The 16,893-nt window shown below is 72.6% G+C and carries 18 protein-coding genes; 4 read left to right on the top strand and 14 right to left on the bottom strand.

The window, feature by feature from the left end; genetic code table 11:
* The first annotated feature begins 3 nt into the window (after positions 1 to 3).
* Both ACIRQY_RS00515 and ACIRQY_RS00510 read left to right on the top strand, forming a co-directional pair.
* Positions 4 to 372, top strand: a complete 369-nt coding sequence (locus ACIRQY_RS00515; protein WP_351780294.1) for a BlaI/MecI/CopY family transcriptional regulator — start codon at positions 4 to 6, stop codon at positions 370 to 372.
* Positions 369 to 1,280, top strand: coding sequence for a M56 family metallopeptidase (locus ACIRQY_RS00510; RefSeq protein ID WP_403921108.1), 912 nt, complete (start codon positions 369 to 371; stop codon positions 1,278 to 1,280). Before ACIRQY_RS00515 ends, ACIRQY_RS00510 begins: the two co-directional genes overlap by 4 nt.
* A 62-nt stretch (positions 1,281 to 1,342) precedes the next feature.
* Here ACIRQY_RS00510 and ACIRQY_RS00505 read toward each other — a convergent pair whose 3' ends face one another.
* Positions 1,343 to 1,696 (bottom strand): hypothetical protein, encoded by a 354-nt coding sequence (locus ACIRQY_RS00505; RefSeq protein ID WP_401237489.1) that lies wholly within the window; start codon positions 1,694 to 1,696, stop codon positions 1,343 to 1,345.
* 195 nt (positions 1,697 to 1,891) lie between these two features.
* Entirely contained in the window at positions 1,892 to 3,007 is a 1,116-nt protein-coding gene (locus ACIRQY_RS00500; protein WP_403921105.1) for an oxygenase MpaB family protein, read from the bottom strand.
* 394 nt (positions 3,008 to 3,401) lie between these two features.
* Here ACIRQY_RS00500 and ACIRQY_RS00495 point away from each other — a divergent pair, with 394 nt between their 5' ends.
* Positions 3,402 to 3,998 carry a TetR/AcrR family transcriptional regulator gene (locus tag ACIRQY_RS00495; protein WP_403921102.1) on the top strand — a complete coding sequence of 199 codons (597 nt, stop codon included), beginning with the start codon at positions 3,402 to 3,404 and terminating at the stop codon, positions 3,996 to 3,998.
* Between the two features lie 44 nt (positions 3,999 to 4,042).
* Here ACIRQY_RS00495 and solA read toward each other — a convergent pair whose 3' ends face one another.
* The 4 genes from solA to ACIRQY_RS00475 all read right to left on the bottom strand — a co-directional run bounded on the left by solA (position 4,043) and on the right by ACIRQY_RS00475 (position 7,379).
* Complete coding sequence (gene solA, locus ACIRQY_RS00490; RefSeq protein WP_403921099.1) at positions 4,043 to 5,191, bottom strand: N-methyl-L-tryptophan oxidase; 1,149 nt, start codon at positions 5,189 to 5,191, stop codon at positions 4,043 to 4,045.
* Between the two features lie 127 nt (positions 5,192 to 5,318).
* Entirely contained in the window at positions 5,319 to 5,879 is a 561-nt protein-coding gene (locus ACIRQY_RS00485; RefSeq protein WP_351780312.1) for an EF-hand domain-containing protein, read from the bottom strand.
* A 187-nt stretch (positions 5,880 to 6,066) separates the two neighbouring features.
* Positions 6,067 to 6,672, bottom strand: a complete 606-nt coding sequence (locus ACIRQY_RS00480; protein ID WP_403921096.1) for a hypothetical protein — start codon at positions 6,670 to 6,672, stop codon at positions 6,067 to 6,069.
* A gap of 254 nt (positions 6,673 to 6,926) precedes the next feature.
* Positions 6,927 to 7,379: a hypothetical protein gene (locus tag ACIRQY_RS00475; RefSeq protein WP_351780317.1), complete on the bottom strand. Its 453-nt coding sequence runs from the start codon at positions 7,377 to 7,379 to the stop codon at positions 6,927 to 6,929.
* 265 nt (positions 7,380 to 7,644) lie between these two features.
* Between ACIRQY_RS00475 and ACIRQY_RS00470 the strand changes: the two genes are divergently transcribed.
* A complete protein-coding gene (locus ACIRQY_RS00470; RefSeq protein WP_403921093.1) occupies positions 7,645 to 8,010 on the top strand; it encodes an iron chaperone in 366 nt (121 codons plus the stop codon).
* A 100-nt stretch (positions 8,011 to 8,110) separates the two neighbouring features.
* Here ACIRQY_RS00470 and ACIRQY_RS00465 read toward each other — a convergent pair whose 3' ends face one another.
* From ACIRQY_RS00465 to ACIRQY_RS00430, 8 genes are all read right to left on the bottom strand, one after another.
* The gene (locus ACIRQY_RS00465; protein WP_403921091.1) at positions 8,111 to 9,127 is read right to left on the bottom strand and encodes a TIGR03842 family LLM class F420-dependent oxidoreductase; all 1,017 of its coding nucleotides are present in this window, start codon (positions 9,125 to 9,127) and stop codon (positions 8,111 to 8,113) included.
* Positions 9,128 to 9,137: 10 nt separating this feature from the next.
* Complete coding sequence (gene hydA / locus ACIRQY_RS00460; RefSeq protein ID WP_403921088.1) at positions 9,138 to 10,541, bottom strand: dihydropyrimidinase; 1,404 nt, start codon at positions 10,539 to 10,541, stop codon at positions 9,138 to 9,140.
* A 92-nt stretch (positions 10,542 to 10,633) separates the two neighbouring features.
* Positions 10,634 to 11,914 (bottom strand): aspartate aminotransferase family protein, encoded by a 1,281-nt coding sequence (locus ACIRQY_RS00455; protein ID WP_403921086.1) that lies wholly within the window; start codon positions 11,912 to 11,914, stop codon positions 10,634 to 10,636.
* Positions 11,911 to 12,753: a nitrilase-related carbon-nitrogen hydrolase gene (locus tag ACIRQY_RS00450; protein WP_351780347.1), complete on the bottom strand. Its 843-nt coding sequence runs from the start codon at positions 12,751 to 12,753 to the stop codon at positions 11,911 to 11,913. Before ACIRQY_RS00450 ends, ACIRQY_RS00455 begins: the two co-directional genes overlap by 4 nt.
* 298 nt (positions 12,754 to 13,051) lie before the next feature.
* Positions 13,052 to 14,533 (bottom strand): UL36 very large tegument protein, encoded by a 1,482-nt coding sequence (locus ACIRQY_RS00445; protein ID WP_403921083.1) that lies wholly within the window; start codon positions 14,531 to 14,533, stop codon positions 13,052 to 13,054.
* A gap of 106 nt (positions 14,534 to 14,639) precedes the next feature.
* Positions 14,640 to 15,023, bottom strand: a complete 384-nt coding sequence (locus ACIRQY_RS00440; RefSeq protein ID WP_351780351.1) for a PPOX class F420-dependent oxidoreductase — start codon at positions 15,021 to 15,023, stop codon at positions 14,640 to 14,642.
* Positions 15,024 to 15,033: 10 nt separating this feature from the next.
* Complete coding sequence (locus ACIRQY_RS00435) at positions 15,034 to 16,257, bottom strand: alginate lyase family protein (RefSeq protein ID WP_403921080.1); 1,224 nt, start codon at positions 16,255 to 16,257, stop codon at positions 15,034 to 15,036.
* 356 nt (positions 16,258 to 16,613) lie between these two features.
* Positions 16,614 to 16,865 carry a helix-turn-helix transcriptional regulator gene (locus tag ACIRQY_RS00430; protein ID WP_351780355.1) on the bottom strand — a complete coding sequence of 84 codons (252 nt, stop codon included), beginning with the start codon at positions 16,863 to 16,865 and terminating at the stop codon, positions 16,614 to 16,616.
* Positions 16,866 to 16,893: the final 28 nt, after the last annotated feature.

The following is a 16,893-nucleotide window of genomic DNA, read 5'->3' as shown; positions in this document are numbered from 1 at the left end:
CCCATGCGGCGGCTGGGGGAGCTCGAGGCGGAGATCATGGACCGCCTCTGGAGATGGGACCGCCTCGCCACCGTGCGCGAGGTCGTCGACGACATCAACCTGCACCGGGACGTCGCCTACACCACGGTGACCACGGTCACCAGCATCCTCTTCCACAAGGGCCACCTCACCCGTACCCGTGACGGGAGGGTCTGGCAGTACCGGGCCGTCGCCACCCGCGAGGCGTACGCGGCGGCCCTCATGGAGGACGGTCTGGGCGCCAGCGAGGACCGGCCCGCCGCCCTCGCCCAGTTCGTGGAGAACCTGGACGCCGAGGAGATCGCGGCGCTGCGCAAGGCCCTCCGCGACGTCGGGCGACGGGCCGAGCCGTGAACGCGGCCCCGGTCCTGCTCGCGTACGCCGCCGCCGTGGGCGCGGGTGCCCCGCACCTGCTCGTCCGCAGCGCGTGGCCGTACCGGGCGCCCGCGCTCGGGGCGACCGTGTGGCTCGCCCTGATCCTGTCGTTCACCGTCGCCGTGGCGCTCGCCGCCGCCCAGCTGGCGGCGCCCACCCGGCATCTGCACGCGGGGCTCGTCGGGCTGCTGCACGCCTGCGGTCTGGACGCGCCGGAGCCGACGACGTCCGGTCCCACGATCGCCGGGCGGCTCGCCGTGGCGATGCCGCTGGCCGTCGTCGCCGCGTTCGGCGGCGCGTTCCTGTTCCATCTCGCGCGCTCCGGTCTGCTCCGTGCCCGCCACCGCGACCGGCTCGACAAGGTCGGGACCCGCTGCGAACGGCTCCGCGCCACCGTGCTGCCGCACGCGGTGCCCGGGGCGTACTGCCTGCCGGGCTTCCGCTCCCGCATCGTCGTGAGCGACGCGGCCGTGCGCCTGCTGACGGCGGAGCAGATGGACGCCGTCCTCGAACACGAACGGTGCCACGTCGCCGGGCGCCACCATCTGCCGCTGGCCGCGACCGAGGCGTTCGCGACCGTCTTCCCCTGGCTGCCGCTGGCCCGCCGGGCCCGTACCCAGATGGCCGTGCTCCTGGAGATGACCGCGGACGACCGCGCGCTGCGACGCCAGTCCGACGAGACCCTGGCGACGGCGGTGTACGAGATGGCCGCCGCCCGCACCCCGGAGGGCGCGATCGGGGCGGGCGGCTCGACGGCCCTGCTCCGTATGAAGCGCATCCTGGGCCCCCGCCCGGCCCCCCATCCCGCCCTCCGTGGCTCCCTGGCCTCGGCCGCCCTGACCGCTCCCCTGCTGCCCCTGCTCGTGGCCTGCCCGCCGGGGATCTGAGGGACTTCCCTTTCGCTGGGCTCCGGCAGGACTCCGGCGCCCTCCGCCGTCCTCCTCCGTGTTCAGCGGAACGTGTGGGTCACCCGGATCTCCCCGACAATGTGGGCGTTGAACTCGTCCAGCTCCTCCGCCGGTACCCACAGTTCGAGGATCGTCCGGCCGCCCGCCTGCCGGACCGGATAGCGGCGGAGGAACTCCGTGTCCACCTCGAAGCGGGTCACGAAGCCCGCGCCGCTGTGCTTGACGTTCCAGTCCCGGGCGATCATCACCGCGTACTCCTCGTCGAGCACCGGGTAGAAGATCGGCTGCTCGGGCAGCCGGGGCGGCCAGGCGCGCCGACCCGACTCCTCGACCAGGGCCAGCTCCTCGGGTCCGGTGGGGCGCCAGAGTGTCGTCGTCGCCTGTCGGCCGGTCATGGGACGGCTCTCTCCGTACGGGGCGGGCCTCGGGTACGGCCGCCGGGAGCCGCGACGGTACGGCCTCACGGCCGGGTACGCACACGGATTTCCGCGACCGCGACCGCGTCACCGTCCCCCGCCTCACCGCACCGCACCGGGCCGCGCGGTCCGGCCCGGTCCCAGCGCCTCCCGGGTCCGCACCCGCACGGTCGGTCAGCCCGCCTCCGGCAGGTGGGCCACGGCGGCCGGGCCGTCGGGGAACATCGCGGCCAGGTCGCGGTCCTGGGCCCGGGCGCCGTGTCGCTCGATGCGCTCCCGGCCACCGGGCAGGGCTCCGAGGAGCCGGTACCGGAACGTGTTCGTGGTGACGGAGAGCGCGAGCCCCCAGGGGAGCCGGGGGCGCAGGCCCAGGTCACGCATCCCGGCCGGGCCCATGAAGACGGTGAGCAGGCTCATCCGGCGCGCGTACTCGTAGCGCTGGTGGAGCCGTTCGACGGCCGGTCTGGTGTGACCGTGGGCCAGTCGCCCCTGGGCGTCCATGGTCAGCCGGGCGAGGTCCCGGCCGGCCTGGGTCTGCCCGGCGGCGGACAGCAGGATGTGGTGGTTCCAGCGGTGCCGGACGTTCTCGTCGTCGGTCAGCCATTCCGGCGCGACCCCCATCAGATGGCCGACGTACCGCCAGAGGTGCATGAAGTCGCCCCGCTGCCGCCGGGTCAGCCTCACCCCGAGGCCCCGGCAGCCGACGAGGACGGTCGCGTCGAAGAGGCCGAGCGTGGCCGCCTGGTCGGCCTGGTTGACCGGCAGGCCCCAGCGCGCGCTGTCCCAGCGGGGTGCGAAACGGGCGTTCACCAGGGCGTGCATGGCCCTGACGTGGAGCGTGAGGCGCCAGCCCTCGGCGCCCGGGCGGAGACCGCCGGGGCGGGTCACGGCATGGGACCACTTGGTCGTCTCTCCGAGGCGCCGCAGGGTCTGTGTACCGCCCATGCCGCCGGTGAGGACCAGCAGGTCGGCCGGTCCGCCGAAGCGGTAGCCGCCGACGAGGGAGAGGAGGGCGAGGACGTCTCCGCTGTTGTGGCCGAGGGAACGGAAGACCGCCGCGCCGCGCTCGATCCGGTCCCATGCGACCCAGTCGGGGACGGTTGTCGCCTCACTCATGAACTCCGCCAGCGCCGGGGGAAGTTCATCCGGTACGTCCGGGGCGGCGCGCAGCGCACCGGTGATCAGGGAGTGGGTGACCCGGTCCGGGTCCTCCGGGGGCAGGCTCATCGCCCGGGCGAGGGCGGCGCCGAGTTCGTCGCACCTGAGGAGACCGGCCCCCAGACGTTCCATGAGGGCCTCGTCGACGTCCCTGTCGATGTCGGCGAAGAGGAAGAGCGGGCGGGCGATCCTGCGTCCGCGCGCCTCGGCCTCACGGAAGCGGCTCGGAAAGCGGCCCGGGAGACGGCTCGGGGAGGGACACGGGGAGCGCCCCGGGGAGGGCGCCGGGGCGGAGTCGGCGGAGGGAGCCGGGAGGCCGCCCGGGGAGGGCACTCGGGAGGGGGCCGGGTCCGGGTCCGGGGAGGGGTGCGGGACAGGGTCCGGGGAAGGGTGCGGGACAGGGGCCGGGGAGGGGTGCGGGACAGGGGCCGGGGAGGGGTGCGGGACAGGGCCGGTGACACGAACCTCGTTGCTCTGCGTCATCTCACCGTTGTAATGCGAATATTTGCTCGCATACAATTCGCGTATGCGGAAGACGCCCCGTCAGGAGCGGTCGCGGGAGATGGTCGAGAGGATCGTCGACGCGGGGCGCGTGGTGCTGGCGCGCGACGGCTACGCGCGGTTCGCGACCACCCGGGTCGCCGACACGGCGGGCATCAGCCCCGGTTCCCTCTACCAGTACTTCCGGAACAAGGAAGAGCTCCTGGACCTGCTCATGGAGCGCTACTGGGCGGAAGCGGGCGACCGGGTGGCCGCGTCGCTCGCCGACCGGCTCGCCGATCCGCCCGAGCGGCTCGTGCCCAACGCGGTCGAGGCGCTGCTGTCCGCGCTCGAACAGGACTCGCAACTCCTTCGTGTCGTGGTCGAGGAGGTGCCGCCGAGCTACCACGAGCGTCATGTACGCCATCTCCGGCGCCGCGTCCAGGACTTGGGCTCCGCCTACCTCGCGGGCCGCGTCCCGGAGACCGGGAGCGGCGCGACCCGCGCCTGGGTGCTGGTCTCCGCGATGGAGGCCCTCAGCGTCCGCTGGATCCTCGACCGGCCCGCGATCCGGCGCGAGGAACTGGTCGAGGAACTCACCGCGCTGGTGACCCCCTACGTGTTCCGTCCCGGGCGGGACTGACGGTCCCGGCCGGACACCTCCGGAGCCGGACGCGAGACCCCGGTTCAGTCGAATCGATGCGGGTCGAAGGGGGCCACGGGAAGAGTGGTGCCGCCGGTCGTCGCGAATTCCGCCGCGATCTCCCCGATGACGGAGGCGAATTTGAATCCGTGCCCGGAGAAGCCGCCGAGCAGGGTGAGCCCTGGCAGATCCCGGCGCGGTCCGACCAGGAAGTGCCGGTCGGGGGTGAGCGCGTACATGCACGAGAGCATCCGGACGGGGTACGGGTCAAGTCCGGTGAGGGTCCGGCCGATCGCGTCGGCGAACCGCTCCGCGTCGGCGCGGTCCGGCGGGCGGTGGCCGAGGGCCGGATCGGTCGGCTCGTCGATGCCGGGCCAGGTGTGCAGGCCGATCTTGACGGTCTCTCCGTCGAGGCAGGGGAAGCCGTAGAGGCTCCGGTCGCCTGAGGCGTCACTGTGCACGAACACGGGAAGACGCTCCGCCGCGAAGGACAGGGGGTCGCTCGCACGGAACCACCCCATGACCCGGCGTTCCACGGTCATCAGCGGGGCGGTGGCGGGCAGCAGTCCGCGCAGCCAGCCGCCGACGGAGACCACGACATGGCGCGCGGTGTACTCGCGGTCGCCGGTGCGGACACGGGGAAGATCAGGATCGGGGACGATCTCGGTCACGGCCGTCTCGCGGACGACCCGGGCCCCGCGCGCCTCGGCGACGGCCACCCCGGCGGTCACTGCCTCTTCGGGCCGGAGGTATCCGGCATCGCGTTCGTGGAATCCGAGAAGGCCCTCGGCGTGGGCGAACTGCGGATACCGCTCCCGGAGTTCGGCGCCCTGGAGGAGGTCGTACTCCAGGTCCCAGGTCCGGGCGGAGGCGAGAGGACCGGCGATGACGGACGAGTCGGCGGGGCCGACCATCAGGGCGCCGGTCCGTTCGAGCAGGCTCCGCCCCGAGGCCTCCTCCAGCTCCCGCCAGAGCCGCCACGCCCTCTTGACGAGCGGTACGTACGCGGCGCCCTCGGCGTAGGCGCTGCGGATGATCCGGGACTCCCCGTGGCTGGCGCCCCGGTCGTGTCCCGGGACGAACCGCTCGATGCCGAGGACGTCGGTCCCGCGCTCGGCCAGCCGCCACAGCGTCTGGCTCCCCATCGCGCCGAGTCCGACGACGATGACCTCCGCGTCCACCTGACTTCTCATGACCGGCTTCTTCTCCCGTCCTTCGAGGCGTTCCGTTCTGAGGCGTTCCGTCCCGAGGTGTTGTCCTGGAGTGATCTTCCGGACGACTCTCCGGGGACCGTTCCTACGGAACGGTCTTCTGGGCGGATCACTCGGTGAAGCCCGCTCCGATCCACCAGTTGCCCGGCGCGTGCGGGTCCGTGCTCGTCCAGTACTCGATGACGGCCGAGGTGAACTCCTCGCGGGACACCGCCCCGTCCCCGTCCCGGTCCAGGTGCCGGAAGGCGGTGTCGGCCTCCTCCCGCGTCACCTGGGGGAAGTGGCCCCGCAGGAAGCAGAGGTGTTCCGCGGGGTCCAACACACCGTCGCCGTCCGCGTCGGCGACCGAGAGGAAGACCTCCGCCAAAGCCCCCAGCGTCGCCTTCGCCGCCTCGGGGTCGTCGGCCAGGGACAGGGTCGACTCGACGAACTGTTCCCGGGTCATCGACTCGACGCCGGGCGGCAGGTGCGGCACGTGCAGGTTCCGCCAGATGCCCACGTACGCGTCCACGATGCGCCGTTCCCCGTCCGAGCCGGCCGGGAGGCCGAGGGCACGGGCGGAGCGCCGGCCCATGAGTACGTGATCGGCCTCGGTCAGGTCACCGCTCTCGTCCACGTCGAAACGGTCGAAGCCGTGGCGGATCTTGCGGATCAGGAGTTCCTGCGACACGGTGGGGCTCCTTCTGGGCGTGCGGCGGTCCGGGGTACGGGCTCGGCGAGGACGTCCTCATGGGGCAGGCGAACCGCCTTCCCCATGAGGTCATGCGGCTCGGTTCCTGGACCGACCCGCTCCACCCGAGGACTGGTCGTTCCCCATCATCGACGCATCCCCGCCCCGATGAGAGCGGAACCGCTCATCACCTGACGGCGGCGCCCTCCGCGAGCGGGGCGAAGAGCAGGGCCCAGTTCCCGGGCAGGCACGTCACGGAGGAGGCGAGGTACCAGCGGGCGACAGCGCGCTCGTCGGGTCTCGCGTCCGCGCCGTCCTCCCGGATGGCACGCAGGCACTCGTCGACGCATTCGATGGCGTCGTCCTCGTCGAATCCCAGCCGCGCGAACGCCTCCCCGACGTCCGTCGGCAGGGTGAACGAGTCGTCCCATTCACCGGCCGCGTCCAGCAGGTAGAGCAGATGGCTCCCGGGGGCCGGAATCCCCGTGCGCAGCCCTTCGGCGGTGAACTCCCGCTTCGTGTCGTCCGCGACCAGGTCCGACCTCCCGACCGCGTGGGCGACGAGTTCCGCCCAGTAGGAGGCGTCGTGGCTGCCGTCGGACTGTCTCATGTGCGCGGCCGCGAAGGCGGCCATCGCGTCGGGGTCACCGATCAGCGGGGAGACGACCAGGTCGCTCTGGTAGTCGAAGCCGAAGTAGTAGCGGCGCCCGTCGAGCGTGAGCGACTCGATGCCGCCCACGTGACCGACCCGTCCGGGCAACGGATCGAAGCGCTCCGCGAGTTCCTGTTCCATGGAGAGGACCGTAGCGGTGCCCACTGACATCGGCACCTGTACGCGGGTTCCGGTGGCCGTCGCTCCGCCGCTGGCTGACAGCCCCCGTCCGGAGGCGCCACCGGAGCACGGTCCGGGCCACGGCGACAGCGCGACCGGCGCCGACGGCCGCAGGAACGCGGGCGGCACCCGCACGACCGGTCCGAGGCGTGCCCTCCCGGGGCCGGACGTGGTGCGGCGGCCCCGCCACGGGGGCGGGGCCGCTCGGTGCCTCGTCAGCCGTTGGCGGAGACCCGCCGGACGCTGCTGCAGTTCAGCACCGTGTTCCCCTCGAAGTTGCAAGCCTGGATGTCGATGTAGCCGCTCTCCCCGATGGAGAGGTTGAGGTCGGCGCAGTTGCCGTTGCCGAGGTCGTACTCCACGACGCGCCACGTACCGCCGTTGATCCGGTACGCGGTGCCCGGGTGATGGCCGTCGGCCGCGGTGTCACAGGTGTAGAGGTGCTCGCCGTAGGGCTGGAAACAGCTCATCGCCCCGGCCGTGGACACCGAGTAACAGGGGTAGTCCACGGCCACCTTGTCCACGGTGGTCACGGTCACCCCCTCGGACGTCTGCGCGGGGGCTGCCGATACGGGTGTGACGAAGGCGGCGCCCAGGCCGACGCCCAGGGCGAGCGTGCCGAGGACGCGGGAGAGACGCGTCGGGGTCGTTGTCCGTGCAGGGGCCAAAATGACACCTCCGGTGAGGGAGTGAACGGTCGTCATGGGCCGTGCTGGTTCCACGGTCGCGCTCTCGGCACATTACAAGTTCATGAAAAGTACACCAATAGATCCTCAAGTTTTGGCTTGTTATCGCTAAAGGCCGGTGGACCCGTGGACCCGTGGACCCGTGGACCCGTGGACCCGTGGACCCGTGGACGCCGACGCCGACGCCGACGCCGAGCCGTGCCCTTCCGGCGGGTGGCCGTCCACGCCGACGACTAGACTCGTGACCATGTCCCAGTCCCCCGTCACCGACGTCGACGGTTACCTTGCCGGTGTCGGTGGCGACCGCGCCCCGGCCCTGGCCCGGCTGCGGGAGCTGTGTCGGTCCGAGCTGACCGGCTTCACCGAGACCCTCGCGTACGGCATGCCCGCGTACACCCGCGACGGGACCGCGGAGGTCGCGTTCGCCAACCAGAAGCAGTACGTCTCCCTCTACCTGATGCGCCCCGATGTCGTCGGGGCGTTCGCCGAGCGGCTGGCCGGCCAGGACATGGGCAAGGGCTGCATCCGCTTCCGGCGGCCCGCCGCGATCGACTACGACCTCGTCCGCGAGCTGCTGACCGCCGTCGCCCGCACGCCGGGCACGGTCTGCTGACGACACCGCCGCCCGAACCGGGCGCGCCCCTTTCGCGCGGCGGCCGAAGCGGAGCCGCCCCGGTCGTCGCCGGGCCCGATCCCCTGCCGGGCTCCCGTCCTCAGGCGTTGATCGCGGGGATGACCTCCGCCCCGTACGCGTCGATCGTGCCCTCCCTGTCGTCGTGCATGGCGTAGACGGCGAACTGGTCGACGCCGAGATCGCGAAGGTGGCGGAGTTTGGCGATGTGGGACGAGGCCGGGCCCAGGAGGCAGAAGCGGTCGACGATGTCGTCGGGGACGAAGACGGTGTCGGGGTTGTCCGCGCGGCCGTGGTGGCTGTAGTCGTAGCCCTGCCGGTCCTTGATGTACGCGGTCAGGTCCTCCGGGACCATGCCCGAGTGCTCGCCGTACCTGGCGACCAGGTCGGCGACGTGGTTGCCGACCATGCCGCCGAACCACCGGCACTGGTCCCGCGCGTGCGCCAGCGCCTCCGGTGAGTCGTCGGCCGTCACGTAGGCGGGGGCGGCGACGCAGATCGTGACCGACGCCGGGTCGCGGCCCGCGTCGACGGCCGCCTGCCTGACGGCCTTCACCATCCACTCGGTGAGGAACGGGTCGGCGAGCTGGAGGATGAACCCGTCGGCCTTCTGCCCGGCGAGGGCCAGGGCCTTGGGCCCGTACGCCGCCATCCACACCGGCAGCTTCCCGTTCTTCACCCAGGGGAGGCGGATCGGGTTGCCGTCGACCTCGGCCTCCCGGCCCTCGGCGAGGTCACGGATGACGTCAATGGCCTCCCCGAGCCGGGCCAGGGTGTTCGGCTTGCGCCCGGCGACACGCATCGCGGAGTCGCCGCGCCCGATGCCGCAGACGGTCCGGTTGCCGAACATGTCGTTGAGGGTGGCGAAGGTGGAGGCGGTCACCTCCCACGTACGGGTGCCCGGGTTGGTCACCATCGGGCCCACCCGGAGCTTCGTCGTGTGCTCCAGGATCTGGCTGTAGATGACGAACGGCTCCTGCCAGAGCACGGCGGAGTCGAAGGTCCAGCCGTACCGGAAGCCGTTGCGCTCCGCCCGGCGCATCAGCCCCACCACCTGCGAGGCGGGCGGATCGGTCTGCAGGACGAGTCCGAAGTCCAACGTCGTTCTCCTAGCTCAGGTACTGACAGGTGGCGCGCGGGACGAAGGTGCCGTGTCCGGCGCGGCCGACGTACGCGCCCCGGTCGATGACGAGTTCGCCGCGCGAGAGGACCGTCTCCACCCGGCCGGTGACCGTCTTCCCCTCGTACGCGGAGTAGTCCACGTTCATGTGGTGGGTCTCGGCCGACAGCACCTGGGTGGTGTGCGGGTCGTAGATGACGATGTCCGCGTCGGCGCCCGGCGCGATCGTGCCCTTCTGCGGATACAGCCCGAACATGCGGGCCGGGGTGGCGCAGGCGATCTCGATCCAGCGGCGCCGGGAGATGTGCCCGTCCACGACCGCCTGGTGGAGCAGGTCCATGCGGTTCTCCACCCCCGGCAGGCCGTTGGGGATCTTCGAGAAGTCGCCGCGCCCGAGGTCCTTCTGCCCGGTGAAGCAGAACGGGCAGTGGTCCGTGGAGACCACCTGGAGGTCGTTGGTCCGCAGCCCCCGCCAGAGCGCCGCCTGGTGCTCCTTCGGCCTCAGGGGCGTACTGCACACGTACTTCGCGCCCTCGAATCCCGGCTCCGCGAGGTTGTCGGTGGAGAGGAAGAGGTACTGCGGGCAGGTCTCTCCGAAGACCGGGAGGCCCAAGTCGCGGGCGGTGGCGATCTCCGCGACCGCCTCCCGCGCGGACACGTGGACCACGTACAGCGGGGAGCCCGCGACCCGGGCGAGCTGAATGGCCCGGTGGGTCGCCTCCGCTTCCAGCAGCGCCTTGCGGACCTCACCGTGGTAGCGGGGGTCGGTCTCGCCCCGGGCCAGGGCCTGCTCGACGAGGACGTCGATCGCGATGCCGTTCTCCGCGTGCATCATGATCAGCCCGCCGTTGTCGGCGGAGCGCTGCATGGCCCGCAGGATGCGCCCGTCGTCGCTGTAGAAGACGCCCGGGTACGCCATGAAGAGCTTGAAGGAGGTGACGCCCTCCTGGACCAGCAGGTCCATCTCCTTGAGCGTGTGCTCGTTCACGTCGGAGAGGATCATGTGGAACGCGTAGTCGATCGCGCAGTTGCCGTCGGCCTTCGCGTACCAGGTGTCGAGTCCCTCGCGCAGGCTCCGGCCGACGGTCTGGACGGCGAAGTCGACGATCGTGGTCGTCCCGCCCCAGGCGGCCGCCCGCGTCCCCGTCTCGAAGGTGTCCGAGGCGGACGTGCCGCCGAAGGGCAGTTCCATGTGGGTGTGGGCGTCGACGCCGCCGGGCAGCACGTAGCGGTCGGTGGCGTCGAGGACGTGCGCGGCGGTCCAGCCGTCCGCCACGTCCGAGCCGGTGGCCGCGAGGGCGACCACACGGCCGTCCTCGATCAGCACGTCGGCGTGGAGTTCGTCGGCGGCGGTGACGACGAGGCCGCCCCGGATGACGGTACGGGTGCTCACGGAGTCTCCCTGCTCGTGGGGCGCTACGACGGGGGTGGGGCGGGTGGGGTGGTGCCCGGGGGCGCGCTGCCGGCGGGCACCACCGGTGCGGGCTACAGGCTCCGCAGCGCGCTTTCGAGGGCTGCCGCGCCCTCTTCCGCCTCCGCGACGGTGAGCGAGAGCGGCGGGGCGATCCGCAGGGTGCTGGTGTTGTGGCCGCCGCCCTTGCCGATGAGCAGACCGTTCTCCCGGGCCGCCTCCAGGACCGTGGCGGCGGCGTCCGGGTTCGCCCGGTCGGTGCCCGGTTCGGTCAGCTCGATGCCGATCATCAGGCCCCGGCCGCGCACCTCCCGTACCGCCTCGACCCCGGCGCAGACCGCCCTGATCCGCTCGATGAGCAGCCCGCCGACCCGGCGCGCGTTGCCCTGGAGGTCGTGCTCCAGCAGGTACGAGAGGTTGGCGAGGCCCGCCGCCATCGTGATGGGCGAACCGCCGAAGGTGGAGATCGAGTGGGCGTCGAGGCCGTTCATGATCTCGGCGCGGGCGACGACACCGCCGACGGACATGCCGTTGCCGATGCCCTTGGCGAAGGTGAGCATGTCGGGCGGTCCGGCCTGTCCGTGCGCCTGCCAGCCCCAGAAGTTGTCGCCGGTACGGCCCCAGCCGGTCTGCACCTCGTCGGAGATCCACAGGATGCCGTGCCGGTCGAGGACCCGGCGGAAGGCCGCGTAGAGGCCGTCGGGCGGGGAGGTGAAGCCGCCGACGCCCTGTACGGGTTCGGCGATCAGCGCGGCGACGTCCCGGGTGTGCCCGAGGAGGTCTTCGAGGTCGGCCACGCAGGCGTCGACGAACCGTTCGTCGGTGTACTGGGCGTACGGCCCCCGGGTGCGGACGCCACCGTGGACGTACAGGGTCTGGAGCGGGGAGAGTCCGGTCGGCGACCAGGCGCGGTTGCCGGTGATGCCGACGGTGGAGAAGGAACGGCCGTGGTAGCTGTTCCGCATCGCCAGGATCTGGTTCGAGCGGCGGTGGGCGGTGGCGAGGAGCAGCGCCGTGTCGTTGGCCTCGGTTCCCGAGGTGGTGAAGAAGACGCGGGCGTCGGGGATGCCGGAGAGCCCGGCGATCCGCTCGGCCAGTTCCACCATCGGCCGGTTGAGGTAGAGGGTGGAGGAGTGGATGATGCGCCCGGCCTGCTCCGCGACGGCCTTGGTGACCTCGGGCAGGGCGTGCGCGGTCATCGTGGTGAGGATGCCGCCGAAGAAGTCGAGGTACTTCCGGCCCCCGGCGTCCCAGACGTGCCTGCCCTCGCCGTGGGTGATCTCGATGGGCTCGCGGTAGTAGAGGGAGACCCAGTCGGGGATGACGGCCTTGTGCCGTTCGTACAGGCCGCTCACGGGCGCACCAGCCCGTCGTACGCGTCGGGGCGGCGGTCCCGGTAGAAGGCCCACTGCTGCCTGACCTCCTCGATCAGGCCGAAGTCGAGGTCGCGGACGAGGAGTTCCTCCTCCTTGTCGGAGGCGACGTCGCCGACGAACCGGCCGCGCGGGTCCACGAAGTAGCTGGTGCCGTAGAAGTCGTTGTCGCCGTACTCCTCGACGCCGACGCGGTTGATGGCGGCGACGAAGTACTCGTTGGCGACGGCGGCGGCGGGCTGCTCCAACTGCCATAGGTGGGCGGAGAGTCCCCGGTGGGTGGCCGACGGGTTGTAGACCAACTGGGCTCCGTTGAGGCCGAGTTGGCGCCAGCCTTCGGGGAAGTGCCGGTCGTAGCAGATGTAGACGCCGATCCGGCCGACGGCGGTGTCGAAGACCGGCCAGCCCGCGTTGCCGGGGCGGAAGTAGTACTTCTCCCAGAAGCCCTTGACCTGGGGGATGTGGTGCTTGCGGTACTTGCCGAGATAGCTGCCGTCCGCGTCGATCACGGCGGCGGTGTTGTAGTAGAAGCCCTCGCGCTCGACCTCGAAGACCGGCACCACGATCACCATGCCGGTCTCGCGGGCGAGGTCCCTCATCCGGGAGACGGTGGGGCCGTCCGGGACGGGCTCGGCCCAGCGGTAGTGCTCGGGCTCCTGGACCTGGCAGAAGTAGGGGGCGTTGAACACCTCCTGGAACCCGATCACCTTGGCGCCCCGCCGGGCGGCCTCCCGGGCGTGCTCCTCATGCTTGGCGATCATGGATTCGGTGTCGCCGGTCCAGGTGGCCTGGACGAGCGCGGCGCGGACGACGTCGGTCATGAGCTGCTCCTTCGGCACGGCGTCAGAGAGCCTCTACGCACGTAGACGCGGTACGTAGGAGGAGAACGTAAGCCCCGTCACACCCCGGAGCAAGACCGCCGCCGCGAAGCGGCCGGGTCGATCATGTTTCATACCCGAGTGGTCCACGTCGGACACGTACCGACACGGAGCGACACCGCGTGGCCGCAGGACGCCCCCGGGCGGACGCCTGCGGGGACCTGCGCCCGACGGCATCTCCGGCGCCCGTGGGCGACCGGCTCCCCGCGCCACCGCTGCCCTTCCGCGCGTCCGCGCCGGGTCACGTCCCCGCGAGGCCCGCCACCCGGAAGGCGTGCAGCAGATCGCGCTCCCGGGCCACGGACACCGCGCGGGCCGCCGCGAGCAACTGCGGGACGAGTCCGCGCGGGTCCGCGCCCGCGAGCCGGGCCGCGTCCCCCGGCGCGCGGACCCGTACGAAGGCGGTGAGCAGCGTGTGGGCCTCCCGGTGGTGGTCCTCGGCCCGCAGGGCGGCGCACGCTCCGGCCAGTTCCTCGACGGGCCGCGCCACACCCTGGCTCAGCAGCCGCTCGCAGTCGGCGGGGCGCCCGGCGTCGGCGAGGGCTCCGGCGACGGCGGCGAGCCGCGCGGGCGGCAGCGAGGCCGCCTCCCAGAGCAGGGTGGCCCAGTCGGCGGCGAGTCCGGCACGGCGCAACTCCTCCGCGAGGGCGGGGAGCCGGGCGGGCGGTCCGCTCAGCGCCTCGCAGAGCAGGGCGTGCGCCTCGCCGGTACGGCCCTGGGCGCGGAGCCGCCGGAGCGCGTAGACGGCGTTGGCGGCGGCGCGGGTGTCGACCTCGGTGAAGGCGGCCGGAGCGGCGGCGGGGGCTCTCTCCTGAACGGGCGCGCCTCCGAAGCGGGCCCCGCGCGGCGCCGCTCCCCCGGCGGGGAGCACGGGCAGGGGCGCGGGCTCCGGTCCTTTCAGGGCGTGGCCGGGGCGACTGCCACCACTGCGCCCGCCGCCGCTGGAACCGTCGCCGCCCCTGGACCCGCCCCTGTCCCGTCGACCGCCACCGGCCCCGTGTCCGACGCCGTCCCCGTGGCCACCGCCGTCCGCGCCGCCGCCCCCGTGGCGGTCGGCGTCCGTGCGTGCGTCGGCGTCCCGGCGTCCCTCGGCGTCCGTGTGTTCTTCGCTGTCCAGCCAGGCGTACCGTGCGCCCCGGGGGCGCCGGGCGGGCCGTACGAGGGGTGGTCCGGCGGCGGGCGGCGGGGCGAGCGACGCCAGGCGGGCCGTCAGGTCGGCGATCCTGGCGGTGGCGCGGGCGTGGTCGTCCCGGACCCAGGCCAGGTCGTGTTCCAGCCGGGCCGTCGCCGCCGGGTCCGGTGGCGGAACCGCGCGGAGGGACCGGTCGAGATCGCGGGCGCGGGACTCGGCGTACCGGCGTTCGCGCTCCATCAGGTCCCGGAGCCCGGCCAGGGCGTCCGCGCCGCCGGGCCTCCGGTCATGGGCGGTGACGGCCTCCTCGTACAGCTTCCTGCCCCGGGTGGCGAGCGGTCCTCCGGCGTCCTCGCCGGTGTCCCGGAGGAGGGAGTCGATCACGTCCCAGGGCGGGATCTCCGCCCCTTCGAGGCAGGCGCGCATCCCCTCCGGGTCGCGCGTGGAGAAGACCCCGTACCAGCCCCCGCTCGCGGGGAGGCGCTCCACGAGGGCGGTCAGCCAGCGGGTGAACGCGGCCGTCTCCCCCTCCGTCTCCGCCTCCCTCTCCCTCTCCGCCTCTGTCTCCGTGGAGGGTCGAGTCCTCGTCATGTGTCACGCACCTGCCCCGCGGTCGACTGGAGCCTTCGAGTCCGCGGGTATCGGACCACAGGTGTGTTACGGGGCGGCTACGGACCGTTTTCCCGTACGTGGCCGTTCAGTCGAAGGTCACGACGATCCCGGCGTGCGGGCGCTTCCCGAAGCGTGCGAGGGTGGCGGGCAGGTCCAGGAGCCAGAACTGCCAGCTGTACTTCCGGGACAGCATCCGCCTGATGGAGCGCATCTCCTCGCCCTCGACGAGGCGGCCCCGGCCGGTGAAGCGCCCGGCGGTGTCCGCGATGTTCCCGCGCATGTCGCAGACAGCGGCCTCCACCTTCGGGTCGTTGCGCAGCCGCTTGACCTTCCAGGAGTCGGCCCGGGTCCAGATGTACAGCGCGTCGCCCTCCACCGCGTACCAGAGGGGCGTGGCGACCCCGGTGCCGTTCTTGCGGTAGGTGGTCAGGCTGACGTAGCGGCCGTGCCGCAGCTCTTCGGGCATCATGGCCGCGAGCCTATGCGGGGGTCGGGTTCGAGGCGTGGGTCAGGGTCTCCCAGGCGACGAAGAGGTCGTCCGTGCCGCCCGGCCGCTGGCTGGCGGCGAGCTTCTCGGTCTGCGGGAGCCTCATGCCCATCCGTCCTTCGAGGTGGTTGAGGGCGACCTCGACGTCCGGGCCCATGGTCCGCTCGATCCTGCCGCCGCACAGCCACTTCGGCGGGGTCGCGCCGAGCTGGTAGCGGGCGTGGAACTCCAGGGCCGCGCCGATCCGTTCGGCCTCCTCGCGGTAGAGGTCGAGGCCCTGGTGCCAGGCGGTCTCGGCGATGTGGGCGGTGGCGGCGAGCGAGTATCCGATGTGCATGAGGTTGCGGCAGGTCTCCTGGCCGAGCCCGTCGGCGTAGGTGCGCTGGCCGAACCAGTAAGTGGCCAGTTCGTCGGGGGTGTCGATGGTGCCGCCGGGCGGCGGCTTGGGCAGGGCGCCGTCGGAGGAGAGGTAGAAGTAGGCGGGGACCCGCGCGCGGAAGCGCCGTACCGCGTCCTCGAAGACCGTACGGTCCTCCAGGAAGACCGCCATCCCGATGGCGGCGTCGGTCATCGCCAGTTCCCAGTTGCCGTTGTAGTCGGGGACCTTGGCCGTGACGTCGGGCAGGTACGCCTTGCGCAGCATCCACTTGAACCGCTGGACGGCGGGGCCGCCCCAGGCTGGATAGCCGGCGTGCGTGATCTCGGCGGCGCGCGCCCAGGAGGAGCCGGACCAGGCGGTCTGGAGGTCGGCGTCGTCGCGGGTGTGCTCCTTCACCGTCGCCGACCAGGCGTCCATGATCTCCACGGCCTTGGCGGCGTGCGCGGCCCTGCCGGACACCGACCACATGAGGGCGTGGGTGTAGGCGGCGATGGCGTCCTCGCGCTCGGCGACGCAGGCGTCCGTACCGGCGCCGGAGGCGCAGGCGACGACCTTCGCGGGGTGGGGCACGTAGTCGAGGGAGGCGTACGGACTGCCGCTCATCGCCCGGTAGGCGGAGGTCCAGGGCTCCTCTCCGGCCTCGACGTGGCGGCGCACCGCCGCGAGCTGGGCGCCGCCGACGAGGACGCCGGGGTGACGGAACCGCGCGGGGGCGACGCCCGCGGGCAGGGTCCCGGCATCGGTCCGGGCGCCGGTGTCCCCCGCGCCGCAGGCGGTCCCCAGGAGGAGCAGGGGGCCGAGGAGCGCGGCGAGGAGGGTCTTCTGTCGACGGTGCACGGCTCCACGCTGTCCGAGGGCCCGGCCCGACGCATCCGGGACTAGGCCGCGGGAGGACGGGGTCCGCCGTCGGCGCCCTTCGTGCGTGCTCCTGACCTCCGTGATCTCCGGGAGGCGGGCACGGGTCCAGGCGCAGGCGCAGGCGGTGTCGAGCGGGCCGGTCGGCGGGCGGGCCGATCAGCGGGCGGCCGAGGGCGGTCGGCGCGTACTCGACGCGTGGCGGGTTCTCGTCGTACGGGGTACGGCGGAGGAATCCGTCGCGCTCCATGGCCCGTGGGGTCTCGGTGAGGACCTCGGTCGTGATCCCCCGGCACGATCGGTGGGACATCTCCCGGCGGACACCGCTCCTCGGCGGGTCAGACGGGCACGAAGGCGCAGCGGGTGATCAGCTCGTCCATCGACAGGCCGAGGACTCCGGCGAGGGCGGCGACGGTGAAGAAGGCCGGGGTCGGGGCCCGGCCGGTCTCGATCTTGCGGAGGGTCTCGGCGGACAGTCCCGCGGCTGCGGCGATCTCGGCCATGGACCGGTCGCCGCGCGATTCACGCAGGAGGCGGCCGAGCCGCTCGCCGCGCTCGCGCTCTTCTGGGGTCAGGGGTGTGCGCACCATGCGACCCATTCTAATACCGGTATAGTAA

This window comes from Streptomyces sp. NPDC101490, assembly GCF_044767145.1.
Lineage (GTDB): Bacteria > Actinomycetota > Actinomycetes > Streptomycetales > Streptomycetaceae > Streptomyces.
Note: the sequence above shows the minus strand (reverse complement) of the source record. Positions and strands in the feature narration are given on the sequence as shown.